Source organism: Rickettsia lanei, from assembly GCF_056242675.1.
In genome coordinates, this window is record NZ_CP172233.1 from 434,836 (window position 1) to 448,997 (window position 14,162).

The following is a 14,162-nucleotide window of genomic DNA, read 5'->3' on the forward strand; positions in this document are numbered from 1 at the left end:
TTATTTAAAAATGAATTTTAAGAAAAAATAAGTAACATAGCAATTACAAAGGAAAAAAGTCCCATTGCTTCAGCAAGACCTGCACCGATCAGAGCAATTCTTTGTAAGTTTTCTGTAGCCGAAGGGTTTCGTGCTATTGAACTAAGTAGAGAGCTAAATATATTACTAACGCCTAAAGCTGCACCGTACATGCCGATAGCCATAAGTCCTGTACCAATAAATTTTAAAGAAACCATGTCCATAAAAAAACTCACTTTTAATTAATCAAAAAACTTTATCTAATTATCTGTATAATAGGCTTTTTGCACAACGAAGCTAATAAAAAGGAATTTGCAGGAAACACGAAGCACAGAACTGCAGAGTACAAAAAAGTACGTGAGGATTCAAGCATCGGATTGACGTACAAATTACCTTTAGAAGCAAGTTGTGCAAAAAGCCTAGTGTAAATTAATAGCATCATTAAGATACATACAAGATAAAATAGTAAAAATATAAGCTTGAAGTATTGCAACAAAAATTTCAAACCCAATTAGTATCACCATAATAGGGATTGGCAGAAATTTCAAGTAAATCATTAATGACACGGTAAAACCGGCTATTACTTTTAATAAAACATGTCCTGCCATCATATTAGCGGCAAGTCGCAATGATAAACTAACCGGTCTTGCTAAATATGTAAATAGTTCAATTACTATCATCAACGGTGCTAACCATAAAGGAGTACCATGCGGTAAAAAAAGGGTTAAAAAACGTAAGCCGTGTTTTACAAAACCGACTATAGTTACTATTAAAAATACTAGAATTGCCAAGGTAAAAGTAACGATAATATGACTAGTAGCAGTAAAGCTATAAGGTGTCATACCAAGTAAATTACAGAATAAAATGAAAATAAATAAACTAAAAACTAACGGAATAAATTTATGTCCTTTTACTCCTATATTCTGATTTAACATATCAGCTACAAGATTATAAACTATTTCAGCACTCACTTGTAATCTAGAAGGTACTAATTTCCGGTTATAAAAAGCTAAGTAAAAATAAGTGAGAGCTAAGATGCTAGCAAGTAACATATAGATACTCGCATTAGTAAAGCTGACGTCAAAACCGAACATTTTGATGTCTATTAATTTTTTGATATCAAATTGTGCTAAAGGGCTATGAGTCATTTCCTTACTTTTTATTATTTACTTTTTTCCTTATAATGTTAAAGCCGGCAATCATTCCTATTATTGTAAATATAATAAGAAATAAAGGTTTAGAATTAAAAATTTTATCCGTAAATATTCCAATTACGACACCTACCATTGTACCTGAAACTAAATCTACAGCGATAGTGAATGGGCTAATTTCTTGCCGAATTTTAGGATTAGAAAACTTAGGAGTTGTTAAGTCTTTAATTCTTGCTTTGATATCTTTTAGTTTTTCCGTATTCATTAGTTTATCTCCGTCATTGCGAGAAGACGCCATAGCCGTCGACGAAGCAATCTCAGGATATTTAACGAGATTGCCGCACAGTCTACGACTGCTTGCAATGACGATCTAAATTACAAGCTCATTTCATTTTTTGCTTTTTCTTTCTGCTCCTCTAAAGCTTTATCAATTGCTGTGGAAATAGTATCTATGCTATAACTTCCTGTTTGTACTCCGTTAACGAAGAAAGAAGGAGTACCTATAAATTGGGGTGCTTTTGCTACAAAATTGGTATTAGCAATTAGTATTGCAGTAATTTTATCATTATTTAAACATTGTTTGTATTCTTCCGGAGAAATACCGCCAAGTTGTCCTATATCAGTTAGTAATTCTCTGTATTTATTGCTATATGCCCACTTATCTTGTTGTATTAATATGATATTATGAAGTTGTGTAAAACTATTTGTATCCCCCTTGCAGCGGGCTAAAATTGCAGCATCTAAATCTTGTTTAGTAGCAATAAATTCACGAACCACATATGCAATTTTGTTAGTATCAATATATTTTTTCTTAAGTTCTGGAAAAATTGTTTGATGATAATAAGCACAATGTGGACAGGTAGGAGAAAAATACTCGACTACTATAACATTTGATTTTTTGTTACCAAGAACCATATCATTATCATCAACTTTAAAAGTGACTTTAACAGGTTTTATTGCAGGATTTTTTTGTTTGTGTGAAGCCGGCGTTGATACTTCATCAGTCTGATTATTATCATTAGCAGGAACTATTGATTCAGCCGTATTTTCAGAATTTACGGCTTCCTGATTCGTTTCTTTATAAGTTTCGTTATTTTGAGTTTCGTGCTCTATTATTTGTTTTTCCTCATGGTTCTTATCTTGTGCTTTTTCTTCTGAACAGCTACTCAAAAATAATAAAAATATTAGTATAGTAAAAATACTTCGCATATTTATTCCTTTAACTTATTAATATTATCTACAATAAGATCGTATCAATTTTATTTCAATAAAAATCTCTACTTTATAATAAAAGAAAAATGTGCTATGCTATGGAAAATAATAGTCTAACATTAAGTTCTTAGGCACTAAAACCACTACGGAGGAATTAATAATGGCAAATACAACACAATCCGAACAAAAATCTGAGTTTAAAATAGGCCAGAGAATTGTCTATCCTGCACATGGAGTTGGTGAAATAACAAATATAGAATATCATACTATTGCAGGTACTGAAATTAAAGTATATGTAATTTCCTTTTCGCAGGATAAAATGACATTAAAAGTGCCTGTTAGTAGAGCTGCGGTTGTTGGTCTTAGAGCGGTTGCAAGCAGAAAAGATTTAGATGTCATATATTCAACTCTTCAAGGTAAACCAAAACAAGGAAATAGAATGTGGAGTAGAAGAGCCCAAGAATATGAAGGCAAAATTAACTCAGGTAATATTGTAGCTATAGCCGAAGTATTACGGGACTTACATAAAAATGTTGATAATGATCGTTCTTACAGTGAAAGAACACTCTACGAATCAGCTTTAAATAGACTTGCAGGCGAGCTTGCTATCCTTGAAAACATCCACCCAACCGAAGCAATTAATAAGTTAGTTGAAGTATTGCGTGAAAAATTAGTAGCATAGTTATACTCGTTCAACTTGAAAAATTGACTGTGTCGTCTTTGTAAATCCTCGGATGCTCACGTGTTAAAAGTATACGCTCTGCTCCTCGGCTTACAGGCTCCTTGCTCTTTTCCAAGTTGAGCTTCGTATAGCTACTCTTCATTTACTCGGATTATATTTTTATGGATTGGCTGTAGTCTACGACTACTCGCAATAACGAAAAAGCTGATCCATGCAACAAAGCAGACTTGATCACGAACATTTTAATTACTCTACTAACAGATAATTCACCCGGAATTTCTCAAGGGATGTATTAACTACATAGTCAACAAATTCTTTTAATAATTTTGGATCTGTTACTTCCTGTCCTTTATCGTCACGAGCAGTTAAAAGTTTTGAATTAATTTTTTCAAGAACGCCTTTCTTAATATCATCAATATTATGCGTACCGTCTAACATTTCTAAAATATATTTTTCATGTATCGGTATACCTACCATATCGTTAAGTCTATTAGTGACGCTAAACACGCTAGTTACATTATTAAAATATGCTTGTTTTGCTTGGTATCTTGCAAATTCGCTAGTTTTAGGTTTTTCGGTGATAGTTGCTATAGCATGAGGTTTTGTCTCAAATATTTTGAGATAACCTTGAAAAATGAATATGATAAAATGCTGTTCTAATGCTGCTAAGAAATCTTGTAATTGATATTTACCAAGCTTTTTAAAAGCTTCTTTTGCTACTTGTTCTAAGCTTATCGGATTGCTAATATTTTCGGCATATACATATAAAATAGCTTTCATGATCGGCGAAGTGGTTGAAATAAAAGGCTCAGGTAAATTTTCGTAATAGAAGCTAACATTTTCCTGTTCGTTAGTTAAATCAACAGCTTTTTCTAGAATTACCGGTCTAATATTAAGGCTAGTAAAAAACTCTTTTAAATTATTAAATTCAATTTTTCTGTTTATAGGTATGTTTTGATGACATAATAATGTCGAGCGGAACTTTCTATTAGTGATAAAATCCATATATTGCTCAGTACGAACAATATCATTAACTGCTTGTAGCTTTTCTGCTGCCTGAGTAGGTAAATTACCGATAAACATTGCAGTAAGCGACGTATCACCTAAGTAATTTAGATGATTTTTTTGAGCTTTTTCTATGAATTGGTGAAAATATATACCTGTATTAATTTCGCCTAAATATTCATGTAATACATATGAGTCCGTATATGTAGATAATAATTTTGTTTCATCTCGTAAGAAATTAGAATAAGGCGTTGTGGAGCTTTCTAATGAGTCATTGATGAACTTTAAAAGTAATTTAGCTTGCTGTAATTTATCATGGCTAGTATTAAATAGCTCTGAATGGAACATAATCATTTCACGTATTGTTCTCTGCATATTCCAGCCCGGGAGCGTATTATAGCTTACAAAAGCTATGCCGTTCGGATTTAGCAGTGTATTACAGACTTTGAGTATTTTATCTTGTACTTCTTCAGGTACCCATGAATATACGCCGTGACAAACTATGTAATCAAACTTACCGTATGACTCATCAAGGTCCAATATAGATAATGCCTTTAGTTCGGCATTTTTTATTTTCAAATCACTGATAATTTTTTTACCTAATTCTATTTGTGTTTTGGATAAGTCAACACCTAGAGATTGTGATTTAGGATATGTTTCAGCAAAGTTAAGCAGATTAACACCGATTCCACAACCGAGTTCAAGTATTTTAGCAGTTTCAAGAGGTGGAGGGTTTAGCCCGAATAGCTTGCCGATAGTTCTTAAATAAGGTGGGGAGGTATAACTGAAAGTAAATGGAGAATAAGGTACTTCATCATAGGATATTTTATTAGCTTGTTTTGTCATAGTATTTACATAAATTAAAAATCAATTTTAAGCAGTTTCAAAAGATTAAGCAATATATTTATATACAAAAAACTTTAAATTTAACTAATGCTCATATAATATGTAAGTGAAGTGCAATTTTATTTTATGAAAAATAATAATAGTTATTTTGGTTTTTTAAGAGGTGCGATAAAAATCAAGAAGGATGAAATTTTTCTTGTGAATCTGATTGGGATAGTGCTTTATTGTATGGATCAGAAAATACTCTTGATGTCATGCCCGCTTTTAGCGGGCGTTGTTATATGGTGTGAGAAAAGTGTTCAATGTCATTCCTGCGGAAGCAGGAATCCAGCATAAAGCGAGATAAATCGAGCTTTTAATTTCAAAAATTTGCTGTATTTAATACTTTTTTTCTGGATTCCTGCTTTCGCAGGAATGACATTATTAAACAAACTATAACTTAATCAATTGTGCTTTAGTTGCAAAATTTTCTATTCCCTCTAGATTGGTAGTGGTAACCCATAGTTGCATGTTTAAGCCGGTCAAAAATTCGATTAAATATTGACGTCTTTTGTCGTCTAAATGCACAAAGACCTCATCTAAAAGTAAAATCGGTGCTATTTTAGTTAGCTTTATAGCATAATTCATTTCAGCAAGGATTATTGCAATTAATATAGCTTTTTGTTCACCGGTAGAACAGAATTTGGCTAAGATATTTTTCTTTTGATGCTTTACTAAAAAGTCACTTTTATGAACTCCAAAACTAGTGCGACCAAGTAGTTTATCTTTGCTTCTTGTTTGATAAAGTTCTGCAGTAATAAAACTAACAATATTTTCTTTGCCGTTTAATATTTTTTGTTCAACAATGCCGTCAATCGATAAATCGGCTTTTGGAAATTCATTTTCAAGGTCATCTATTGCTTGCTGCATAAATTCTAAGGTTTTTAAGCGATTATTAGCAATATGGTTAGAAATATCAGCCATCTTTTCTTCAATAATTTTAAGCCAATTATCATCTCTTATATCTTCTACTAGAATTTTATTTCTCTCATGCATGTAATATTCGTATTTACTAACTAGCTCTGCATGCTTTGGATCAAAATTATAAACTATTCTATCAAGAAATTTTCTTCTATCATTGCTACCGCTTGTAAAGATTCCTTCCATGTGTGGAGTCAGCCATACCATGCTAGTGAATTTACTTAACTCATTATTGGCTATTTTACTTTCGTTATACTCAGTTATCCTTCTATTAGAACTACGTTTAAATTGGGTGGTAAATTCTGCAAGTCCTAGCTTACTTTGCAATAGAGCTTTAACTAGACAATGATCTTCTGAAGTTTTGCATACATTGGCAAGTTTTGCTGATCTCAGCCCTCTTCCTGGATAAAATAGCGATATAGCTTCTAAAATATTAGTTTTACCGCTACCGTTTTCACCTATTAAAATTATTGGTGTATTATCTGTTTTTAGTTCAAGATTTTTAAAATTACGATAATTCTCAAGACTTAAGGAATGTAGGAAGATATTTTTCATTTTATGAAAGAATAATAGTTAAATTATTGATACGTTGCATTTATACCGTCTAGAAATTGCCATAGTAGTTTTGTTCCTTGATATGCTAATGTTTGTTCTTTTGAGCTTAAATTATTAATCAAATTTGCACATTCTTGTGTATGCCATTGATCAACTTTACTATGAACAATGAAAAACTGTAAAGTTCTGTAATCTGAATTTCCATAAAATTTTTGTAATCCTTGAATTTTAGAGTCAGATACTTTAGGAGTCTGACGCTCATAAGCATAAAGTACTCCAAGACCTATAGAAAAAGATTCCTCTGTTAATTTAATAATCTTGAACAAGTTTTTGAGTTGAGTCTAATTTAGGTTCTGAAGTGCGTTGGTTTCTTAAACATCCAAGTCCTTTAGCACAACGTTTCCATAGTTCCAGGTGATTTTCTTCACCTTGTTCTTCTTCTATAAGATTACCAAGTAATATTTGTCTAGCTTGTATATCACTACATTTGGAATGTATTGCACTTAATATAACGTGGGAAAGCTGTAACGTGATGATAATATTCTTTTGTGTAAATTTGTAAAGTAGAATGAGTAAGTTTTCCCATATGCCATAATTGAAAAATGGATGATTTAAGAGGTTATATTGCTCAAGATTTTTATATTAAGCTGTTCTAAAAATTTCATCTTACCTCCTCTTAGTAAATTTATAAATCTGATAATTGTTTGTTTTATCTATTATTACAGAATGCCATTCTGCTAAAAGATTAAGAGGCAAAAAAGTATCTCCATCATAATTTTTATTTATTTTTGTAAGTAAAAATTCATCAATAAGATTTTGTTCTAGGAAAAGAGTTGCTATTTCTGTCCCTCCAACCATAAAAAATTTTTTATCAGTAAAAGGTTTTATTACCTGCCAAAAATCATCTAAGGATTTAATAAAAAATATATTATTATAAGATTGTAATGGTGTATTTCTTGAAAAAACAATACAAATACAATTTTTTAAAATCTTTGTGGGTATAGAGTCAAAGGTTTTGCGTCCCATGACTATAATATTATTTTTTACCGTCTGATAAAAATATTCAAACTCCTTAGTATAAGACCAAGGCATCTGACCTTTATTACCTATCACCCCTTGTGGGTCACATGCCATTATACCGATGATTTTTCTATTTTTCATAAGATATAGTTAATCATATGGTCTGCTACAAAAAATTTTTGATGCTCTATAACATTATGCACTCGTAAATAATCAACTACGTTTTCCATTAAATATTTTGATATTGCTATTATTTCTAAGTCTCTTTCCGATGCTTTGGAATTATAAAAAGCGGAAATATAAGATTTTCGTGAGTGTCCTAACAATATCTCACATCCTAGATTTTTAAATTCTTTAATATATTGTAATATGTAAATTTTGATAAACGGATTTTCCAAAACCAATTCCAGGATCAAGAATGATATTTTTTCTATCAAATCCACATTTTTCTAATTTTGTTATTTCTTGCTCTGTCTATTATATTTAAGCTAGCAAGCGGAGATTTATCAAGACATTTTTGTTTTTGCGGTGGAACGGTTAATGAATGCATAGTAATAATTTTACAATTATAATCGGCAATTAATCGTAATGTATAATCATCTAGATTATTTTTAACCAATTTGATATAGGAAATAGGGTATTTTTTTAAAACACGTTTAATTACTTCAGGAGTAAAACTATCAATACTGACTATAACTTCTTTTTCCTTTATAACTTCCTTAAGCTCTTCAAGAACATTATTGAGCCTTGCATATTCTTCATCTTCATTAATAATTAAAGCAGAAGGACGTGTTGATTGTGATCCAAGCTCAATTATTGTAGCCCCTTCATTATGAAAACTCAATCCTCCATCAGAAAAAGAATCAGGAGTAATGTTTAAAATACCGACAAATTGAGGATTTAAAACAAGAGAGCCTATAACTCCTTGATTTTCAATTAAATGTGCTATTTCTGCAAAGGTTTTATTGTTGTAAAAATTATTGATCGGACATGAATAACGACATTCCAAGCTTAAACCTGCAATTAGATGAATAAGAAACGGTGTGTTTAATAATTCAGGATGCGGTATCTTTAAATCAGATAAATCTATATGGCAATTATTCCAAAGTAGGATATCTAAATCAATAACTCTTGGAGACCATTTATCGTAAGAGCTTGCTCGACCTAGTTGTTTTTCAATCTTTTTAAGCTCAATTAGAAGTTTACTAGGCGTTAAAGTACTTTTGCCCTGCACCACCATATTTAAATATGATTTATCCCAAGCTTTATCTGCATTAGGTTGTAGAATAGCTTGTGTTTCAAAAATAATAGATTGCTTAAGCGATATAAAATTACAACTTTTTAGTGAATTTAGAGCTTTTTTAATATTTAAAAGTTTATTACCTAAATTACTGCCTATAGAAATATAAATCATAGTGTCTCCTTTCCTGAATAAGAAAAAGAAACGCCGCCATGCACTCCTGAAACCGGTGATTTTAATTTAGTAATGGTTACGTTTAGAAAAATCTTTTCTAATTTAGATTCGATAAAATTTTGATAAATAATATCACATATATTTGTGCGGCTAAATACTCGATAAGATTAAAGTGATTTTCTTGAGAAAGTTTTTGTACTAGCCGTACGATTTTTGCATAACAAACAGTATCGTTTATATTATCCGTTACAGTAGCAAGGGGAGGAGTTGAGAGAAAGAGTTTTATGTTAATTTTTACAGGTTGAGCGTGGTGTTTTTCTTGAGTACTGCAGCCAAGATGTACCCAAGTTATTAGTTCCGCAATATTAAGTTTACATGAATAATTTAAGTTGAAAGCTTGATACCTATCATAATATTAATGTTAATTTAGTATAAGCTCTTTATAAAAAGATACAATAGTTAAATTGATATACCGCCACTTTTTTTAAAGCCGACATGAGCTTTTTCAAGTTTTTTAATAAGTCTAGGTGAATATGATTTAATTTCTTGTTCCTTGCCGCCTTCATATTTTTTAGCGAGTTTCATGCCCCCTTTGATCATATTATAGGCGAAGTTCATTAGCTTCGTTTCGCCTGCTATTCTTTTTGGGTTCATAAACATATAAATTTGGTAAACGGCAAAGCTTTTTAATAAACGTTTTAAGTCTATTCTAGCTTGTTTGGTTAAACCTTGTAATTTGTCTTTTGGGTTTGTAAGGTTTTTATTAGCATCTCTAACTATTTTAGAATGCTGATGCATTAAATAATTACTGACTTCGGCAACATTCTTGTTAATGAGCTTCTCATCCATTTTAAGCTTTAAGTTTTTAGTTTTACCTAAATACTTACGGATTAATAAGATAATCCGACTTTGCAGTTGAGTTAAATCCATAGTTTGTTCATTTAAGATAGAAAGCATTCGTTCCACCTCATACTCAAATTCTTCATTTTGGCTTAATTCTTCAAAAATTTCCTCTACCTCTTTACTTTCAAGTACAAGATCGTCACTAATACCCATTAATGCATCTTTTATTTGATCAGCAATTTTTTTGGTATCTTTGGAAAATTGATTATTTGTCATAATCTAATTCATCGTTAAATATAGCTATTTTTTATACTAGCACCACATTTCTGCTTGTCTATTAAAATTGTATTAAGAGATATTAAATTTTTCTCATTGAGGCTAACTCTGAGGAATTATAACAAGCACCTAACATATTGCTAGAATCTTCATTATTATCATAATATGGTCTCAATGAAGAATTAAGGTGTAAATCATCGAACTTAAGTAAAGGTTCTTTAAAGTATGAATCATGTGACCGGCTTGTCGTAATATTCGTATAATTAGTTTCTAGTTTTTCTTCTTTAAATTTTTCTGCTAAATTTTTATATTTTTCAGTTTTTTGTATAAATTTAAGTTGACTACACGGTGAAGAAATTATTGATGTTAACTCTTTAGACAAATCATATAATATTCCATTTTGATTTAGGAGTGTTTGTATCAGTTAAGTTGCATTGTTGTTGTCATTTAGCATTTGAAATAGTACTCTCTACTATTTCCGTATGTTCTTGTTTTTTAAAGTTATCATTTAAACGTTTTACATAAACGGTATTATTGTACATAATTAATCCGTTTCTTAGTTGTTTTTTATTTAATAATCTTAACTCAAAAAATTTCAATTTAGTTAATAAATTAATTAATTTTAACTAAAAATATCACAATTTAGATATTACGATATTTAATATACTGAAAGATGATTTTTATTGCATATATGATAAGAATAAGTTTTATTATAAATAAATATTAATAATTACTTAGGTTATGAGAAATAATAAAAACCAAATGTATATTATAAAAATTTTTATAGCCCTAGCTATGATTACGGGCATAATATTTTTATGTTTATTGTATTCTTCATTAATTCCGTCTAAGCTTAAGATTGGTGCGAAAACTAGTAATATGGACGATTCGCCTAAAATTAAGTTTACTCTTATAGATCAAGAAGGAAAGAAATTTGATAGTACCCATTTGCAAGGTCATTTAAGTTTGCTTTATTTTGGTACTACCTATTCCTTATATGACAATCAAACACTAAAAAGAGTAGAAGATATTATTAAGATTTTGAAGAAAGAGAATATTTTAGTACAAGTAGTTTTTATTACTCTAGATTCTGAGCATGATACAAGTGAAGTATTAAAAAAATATTTAGAAAAAATAGATGATAATTTTATAGGTTTAACAGGGAGAGTCCAAGATATTGAACAATTAGCAGATCAATTTAAGGTCTTCTATACATCCAAAATATTTGATGTAAAAACAAACAAATATGAATTACAACATTCTAATTTTGTGTATTTAATTAGCAGTCAGGGAAAATTTTTAAAGCATTATTGCTTAGGCTTACCGAAAAATGGTTAACAGATAATCTCTAAGCATTTCCTATTTGTGATGAGAAATGTATTTCATCAATGCCTAAGTGTTTTAATGCATTATGCCATTTACTTTCAGGATTATCGGCAAAAATAAATTCTTTATTACAATCCATAACCAGCCATAGATTTGTCTCTAATTCTTCTTCAAGCTGCCCTGGTTTCCATGCTGTATAACCGACAATGAATAAGCTATTTTTAGGTCCTTTACCGAAAGCTATATCTTCTGAAATTTCTAAATTAGAGCTTACTGCTAAATCATTATGGAAATCCAATAACAAATTTTTATTATAATCGCTAGAATGAAGAAAAAACCCTTTTTCATGTTCTACGGGTCCGCCAAGATATATAGGAACCATAACCGGGGTTGTTATTTCGTCATTTTTTATTTTAAAAAACGATTTTAAATCTATATGATTTACTAAGCGGTTAAATATTAATCCTATTGCTCCTTGTTCCGTGTGTGATAACATATAAATTAAGGATTTATGGTAAATGCCTTTTGTAATGACATGCGGTGTAGCAACTAGTGTTTTACCGGATAAGTTATGAAAAATTTTATCGCTCATAAATTAAACTTTAATTATATAATATATAAGATTTAAATCCAATTATTCAATAGAAGTTAACAATAATGATCACATTTTTTGATATTACTATTTTTGCTATTATTACTCTTTTCTCATTTTTCGGCTTATATCAAGGCATAATCGGGTTTGCAACTAGAATACTCGGTTTTATTACTTCTATAATGTTAGGATATTTTTTATATCCATATATTTCTGACCTAATCGGGAAATATATGGATAATGAGGTTATAAGCATAATTATTGCCGGTGTTATATCTTATGTTATTGCTTTAATTTTATGTGTTTTTATAGTTTATAAATTTCTTGCTATAATTTCATTTATGAGAAACGGTTTTATTGACAGATTCTTAGGGTTATTAGCAGGATTTGTCGTAGGTACTACTATCTCGTTAGTACTATTTTTTATAACAATGATCTTTACTTCTGAAAACTATTTTAAAAGTAAATCTTTAAAAGATTTTGTAGTAAGTAGCAAACAGAGCAAATATGGAGGAGTACTGAAAGTTGCCGTTACCACTGATTATTTAGATAAATTAAGTAAAAATATTATAGTTATAATTCCAAACGAGACTTTAAAATCTATTGACATATTTGAAAATAAAGACCTAAATAATTTCAAAAACTCTCTTAAGAAATCGAATGATTCTAACGATGATGAGGATGTATTTTCTCGAGAATTACAAGATGAGCTTTCTAATATAGATGATGAATAGGATGTTATTTTGACGTCATTGCGAGGAAATTACGACATTATTGTGTGGATCGAAAAACGCACTCGGTGTCATCCCGTGGTTTGACCACGGGATGACAACGGAAAACTGATCCACACTGGCAATGCATGCTCGCAATGACGATTACCTACCAAACAAACACCATAACCCCTACCTTTCATTAAACCAGCCTATTTAAATTTCATAAATCACGCCATCGTAAATAATTAATAAATATTAACTAATAGTAAATTTATTTATTAATTATTGTGCGTCGTAAATAAATAGTGTATAATGACCGATAAGTTAAGTGGTGAAATCATTAAAAGCAATAAATTATAGGGGAAATTATAACTAATAAGAACAAAATTTTTTTAATAAACTTTTACTAGCAACCAGTAGTATTGGGCTGCTTGCAAGCATGGGAGGCTTTGCGGCGGATATTATTTCGGCGGGAAATCCATCTTCTAATATAGGTACGATGAATGATTGAAGATATAATCACAACCATTATCTTCCACAAGATAATGACAATATTATTATCGCAGAAAATAACCATATGGTTAATTTTGCCCAAAATATTAATATTAATGATATTAATCTTTATGGTTTTAATGGGGTATTTACTATTATTGAAGGCAATCCAACTACAAGAGTTAGTATTAACAATATAACTAACATTGACAATCTGCAAACTCAAAAGGCAGTTCAAAATGCTTTAGTAGCACCTCTTGCATATGGCGCTAATAATAATGCAAAAGCAAAGCTAAAGCTTATAAGCGGTAATGGAACAGGTTCTGAGCTAACCATTACCGGTAATGATATTAGTGCCGTTGAATCTATTGAGCTTGTATTTAAAGAAAAAGTTGATATGAAACATCGCAACGGCAGTGTAATAGATACAGGGAATTTAGAGTTTATAAGTTTTGGGAAGGTAAGGGTTAATAAAGGTTTTACCGGTAATATTACTATAAATGCTTTAGGAGAAAGCGGTATAGTTTTTCACAATCTCCCTACGGCATTCTGTACAAATATTGTGATTAATATTAATAGGGGCTCACACGGCGAATGATTTAGCCGCCCTATCAATTTTGAGGATGAGTAATGGAGATGGATTGGTTCCTAATGGATATACTTATACTGCAGCAAACCGGTACAGGTGTGAATAATATGTATGTCGCTGGTAAGTCCGGTAACTTAACTACAGGGATTGCAGGCATAAAATTAACCGCTCCTAAGAGATTATCACACGATACTCAAATAGTACCGGGACTACATGCTTCTGTAGAAAATAGCTTTAGCAATAAGCAACCTAAGGTGAAAGCTAGATTTATTTGGGCAGATAATTACTTTGAGCACACTACAAGTAGCAGCACACCGAAAGTTGGCTATAATGTAGGTGCAAGTTTACTTACCGCTCATAAGAATATTGAGCTATTTGCAACGTATAACTGTAATTTACGCAGCAAATATACTAGCCACCAAAGGTTCATAAAGTTAAAGATATTGTTCTAAAAATATCATTCCTGTG

Annotated in this window: 19 protein-coding genes and 1 pseudogene; 6 read left to right on the forward strand and 14 right to left on the reverse strand. The window is 30.6% G+C overall.

Translation table 11 applies throughout. The features are described from left to right. Nucleotides 1–17: 17 nt before the first annotated feature. The gene (locus tag ACHBLB_RS02595; RefSeq protein WP_475842415.1) at nucleotides 18–242 is read right to left on the reverse strand and encodes a F0F1 ATP synthase subunit C; all 225 of its coding nucleotides are present in this window, start codon (nucleotides 240–242) and stop codon (nucleotides 18–20) included. A gap of 60 nt (nucleotides 243–302) precedes the next feature. Here ACHBLB_RS02595 and ACHBLB_RS02600 point away from each other — a divergent pair, with 60 nt between their 5' ends. Then, a complete protein-coding gene (locus ACHBLB_RS02600; RefSeq protein WP_081498196.1) occupies nucleotides 303–446 on the forward strand; it encodes a palindromic element RPE1 domain-containing protein in 144 nt (47 codons plus the stop codon). On the opposite strand, the gene ACHBLB_RS02605 is transcribed toward ACHBLB_RS02600, so the two are convergent. The 3 genes from ACHBLB_RS02605 to ACHBLB_RS02615 form a co-directional block, all read right to left on the reverse strand. Then, the gene (locus ACHBLB_RS02605) at nucleotides 438–1,166 is read right to left on the reverse strand and encodes a F0F1 ATP synthase subunit A (RefSeq protein WP_475842417.1); all 729 of its coding nucleotides are present in this window, start codon (nucleotides 1,164–1,166) and stop codon (nucleotides 438–440) included. The genes ACHBLB_RS02600 and ACHBLB_RS02605 overlap by 9 nt on opposite strands. A gap of 4 nt (nucleotides 1,167–1,170) precedes the next feature. Next, nucleotides 1,171–1,434 (reverse strand): AtpZ/AtpI family protein, encoded by a 264-nt coding sequence (locus ACHBLB_RS02610; RefSeq protein ID WP_012719316.1) that lies wholly within the window; start codon nucleotides 1,432–1,434, stop codon nucleotides 1,171–1,173. A gap of 110 nt (nucleotides 1,435–1,544) precedes the next feature. Next, nucleotides 1,545–2,378, reverse strand: a complete 834-nt coding sequence (locus tag ACHBLB_RS02615) for a DsbA family protein (protein ID WP_475842419.1) — start codon at nucleotides 2,376–2,378, stop codon at nucleotides 1,545–1,547. Nucleotides 2,379–2,541: 163 nt separating this feature from the next. Between ACHBLB_RS02615 and ACHBLB_RS02620 the strand changes: the two genes are divergently transcribed. Beyond that, a complete protein-coding gene (locus tag ACHBLB_RS02620; RefSeq protein WP_010976718.1) occupies nucleotides 2,542–3,063 on the forward strand; it encodes a CarD family transcriptional regulator in 522 nt (173 codons plus the stop codon). Nucleotides 3,064–3,309: 246 nt separating this feature from the next. Here the strand turns inward: ACHBLB_RS02620 and ACHBLB_RS02625 are convergent, their stop codons facing one another. From ACHBLB_RS02625 to ACHBLB_RS02665, 9 genes and pseudogenes are all read right to left on the reverse strand, one after another. Beyond that, complete coding sequence (locus tag ACHBLB_RS02625; protein WP_475842421.1) at nucleotides 3,310–4,914, reverse strand: methyltransferase regulatory domain-containing protein; 1,605 nt, start codon at nucleotides 4,912–4,914, stop codon at nucleotides 3,310–3,312. 432 nt (nucleotides 4,915–5,346) lie between these two features. Then, entirely contained in the window at nucleotides 5,347–6,429 is a 1,083-nt protein-coding gene (recF, locus tag ACHBLB_RS02630) for a DNA replication/repair protein RecF (RefSeq protein ID WP_012736443.1), read from the reverse strand. 23 nt (nucleotides 6,430–6,452) lie between these two features. After that, nucleotides 6,453–6,755 (reverse strand): iron-containing redox enzyme family protein, encoded by a 303-nt coding sequence (locus tag ACHBLB_RS02635; RefSeq protein WP_475842423.1) that lies wholly within the window; start codon nucleotides 6,753–6,755, stop codon nucleotides 6,453–6,455. Between the two features lie 340 nt (nucleotides 6,756–7,095). After that, complete coding sequence (locus ACHBLB_RS02640) at nucleotides 7,096–7,590, reverse strand: dihydrofolate reductase (RefSeq protein ID WP_475842425.1); 495 nt, start codon at nucleotides 7,588–7,590, stop codon at nucleotides 7,096–7,098. Next, nucleotides 7,587–7,911 (reverse strand): annotated as a pseudogene (locus tag ACHBLB_RS02645) (dihydropteroate synthase). The gene ACHBLB_RS02640 and the pseudogene ACHBLB_RS02645 overlap by 4 nt, the downstream one beginning before the upstream one ends. Further along, on the reverse strand, nucleotides 7,883–8,863 hold the full coding sequence (gene folK / locus ACHBLB_RS02650) for a 2-amino-4-hydroxy-6-hydroxymethyldihydropteridine diphosphokinase (protein ID WP_475842427.1): 981 nt from the start codon (nucleotides 8,861–8,863) through the stop codon (nucleotides 7,883–7,885). The pseudogene ACHBLB_RS02645 and the gene folK overlap by 29 nt, the downstream one beginning before the upstream one ends. Nucleotides 8,864–8,960: 97 nt before the next feature. Further along, nucleotides 8,961–9,227: a dihydroneopterin aldolase gene (locus ACHBLB_RS02655; protein ID WP_228368905.1), complete on the reverse strand. Its 267-nt coding sequence runs from the start codon at nucleotides 9,225–9,227 to the stop codon at nucleotides 8,961–8,963. 95 nt (nucleotides 9,228–9,322) lie between these two features. After that, nucleotides 9,323–9,982: a DUF5394 family protein gene (locus ACHBLB_RS02660; protein ID WP_475842429.1), complete on the reverse strand. Its 660-nt coding sequence runs from the start codon at nucleotides 9,980–9,982 to the stop codon at nucleotides 9,323–9,325. A gap of 82 nt (nucleotides 9,983–10,064) precedes the next feature. After that, nucleotides 10,065–10,364, reverse strand: coding sequence for a hypothetical protein (locus ACHBLB_RS02665; protein WP_475842431.1), 300 nt, complete (start codon nucleotides 10,362–10,364; stop codon nucleotides 10,065–10,067). Nucleotides 10,365–10,723: 359 nt separating this feature from the next. Here ACHBLB_RS02665 and ACHBLB_RS02670 point away from each other — a divergent pair, with 359 nt between their 5' ends. After that, nucleotides 10,724–11,320: an SCO family protein gene (locus ACHBLB_RS02670; protein ID WP_475842433.1), complete on the forward strand. Its 597-nt coding sequence runs from the start codon at nucleotides 10,724–10,726 to the stop codon at nucleotides 11,318–11,320. Between the two features lie 10 nt (nucleotides 11,321–11,330). Here ACHBLB_RS02670 and ACHBLB_RS02675 read toward each other — a convergent pair whose 3' ends face one another. Further along, the gene (locus ACHBLB_RS02675; RefSeq protein WP_475842435.1) at nucleotides 11,331–11,900 is read right to left on the reverse strand and encodes a YqgE/AlgH family protein; all 570 of its coding nucleotides are present in this window, start codon (nucleotides 11,898–11,900) and stop codon (nucleotides 11,331–11,333) included. Between the two features lie 65 nt (nucleotides 11,901–11,965). Between ACHBLB_RS02675 and ACHBLB_RS02680 the strand changes: the two genes are divergently transcribed. From ACHBLB_RS02680 to ACHBLB_RS02690, 3 genes are all read left to right on the forward strand, one after another. Continuing rightward, entirely contained in the window at nucleotides 11,966–12,634 is a 669-nt protein-coding gene (locus ACHBLB_RS02680; RefSeq protein WP_475842437.1) for a CvpA family protein, read from the forward strand. A gap of 556 nt (nucleotides 12,635–13,190) precedes the next feature. Next, nucleotides 13,191–13,703, forward strand: a complete 513-nt coding sequence (locus ACHBLB_RS02685; RefSeq protein ID WP_475842439.1) for a hypothetical protein — start codon at nucleotides 13,191–13,193, stop codon at nucleotides 13,701–13,703. A 53-nt stretch (nucleotides 13,704–13,756) separates the two neighbouring features. Further along, nucleotides 13,757–14,146 (forward strand): autotransporter domain-containing protein, encoded by a 390-nt coding sequence (locus tag ACHBLB_RS02690; protein WP_475842718.1) that lies wholly within the window; start codon nucleotides 13,757–13,759, stop codon nucleotides 14,144–14,146. Nucleotides 14,147–14,162: the final 16 nt, after the last annotated feature.

What these genes read in the sequence shown, in the direction of transcription:
- ACHBLB_RS02690 (WP_475842718.1), top strand. Translation starts at nt 13,757, where the DNA reads ATGGATATACTTATACTGCAGCAAACCGGTACAGGTGTGAATAATATG.
- ACHBLB_RS02615 (WP_475842419.1), bottom strand. Translation starts at nt 2,378, where the DNA reads ATGCGAAGTATTTTTACTATACTAATATTTTTATTATTTTTGAGTAGC.
- folK (WP_475842427.1), bottom strand. Translation starts at nt 8,863, where the DNA reads ATGATTTATATTTCTATAGGCAGTAATTTAGGTAATAAACTTTTAAAT.
- ACHBLB_RS02685 (WP_475842439.1), top strand. Translation starts at nt 13,191, where the DNA reads ATGGTTAATTTTGCCCAAAATATTAATATTAATGATATTAATCTTTAT.
- ACHBLB_RS02640 (WP_475842425.1), bottom strand. Translation starts at nt 7,590, where the DNA reads ATGAAAAATAGAAAAATCATCGGTATAATGGCATGTGACCCACAAGGG.
- ACHBLB_RS02625 (WP_475842421.1), bottom strand. Translation starts at nt 4,914, where the DNA reads ATGACAAAACAAGCTAATAAAATATCCTATGATGAAGTACCTTATTCT.
- ACHBLB_RS02595 (WP_475842415.1), bottom strand. Translation starts at nt 242, where the DNA reads ATGGACATGGTTTCTTTAAAATTTATTGGTACAGGACTTATGGCTATC.
- ACHBLB_RS02670 (WP_475842433.1), top strand. Translation starts at nt 10,724, where the DNA reads ATGAGAAATAATAAAAACCAAATGTATATTATAAAAATTTTTATAGCC.
- recF (WP_012736443.1), bottom strand. Translation starts at nt 6,429, where the DNA reads ATGAAAAATATCTTCCTACATTCCTTAAGTCTTGAGAATTATCGTAAT.
- ACHBLB_RS02660 (WP_475842429.1), bottom strand. Translation starts at nt 9,982, where the DNA reads ATGACAAATAATCAATTTTCCAAAGATACCAAAAAAATTGCTGATCAA.
- ACHBLB_RS02605 (WP_475842417.1), bottom strand. Translation starts at nt 1,166, where the DNA reads ATGACTCATAGCCCTTTAGCACAATTTGATATCAAAAAATTAATAGAC.
- ACHBLB_RS02610 (WP_012719316.1), bottom strand. Translation starts at nt 1,434, where the DNA reads ATGAATACGGAAAAACTAAAAGATATCAAAGCAAGAATTAAAGACTTA.
- ACHBLB_RS02680 (WP_475842437.1), top strand. Translation starts at nt 11,966, where the DNA reads ATGATCACATTTTTTGATATTACTATTTTTGCTATTATTACTCTTTTC.
- ACHBLB_RS02620 (WP_010976718.1), top strand. Translation starts at nt 2,542, where the DNA reads ATGGCAAATACAACACAATCCGAACAAAAATCTGAGTTTAAAATAGGC.
- ACHBLB_RS02675 (WP_475842435.1), bottom strand. Translation starts at nt 11,900, where the DNA reads ATGAGCGATAAAATTTTTCATAACTTATCCGGTAAAACACTAGTTGCT.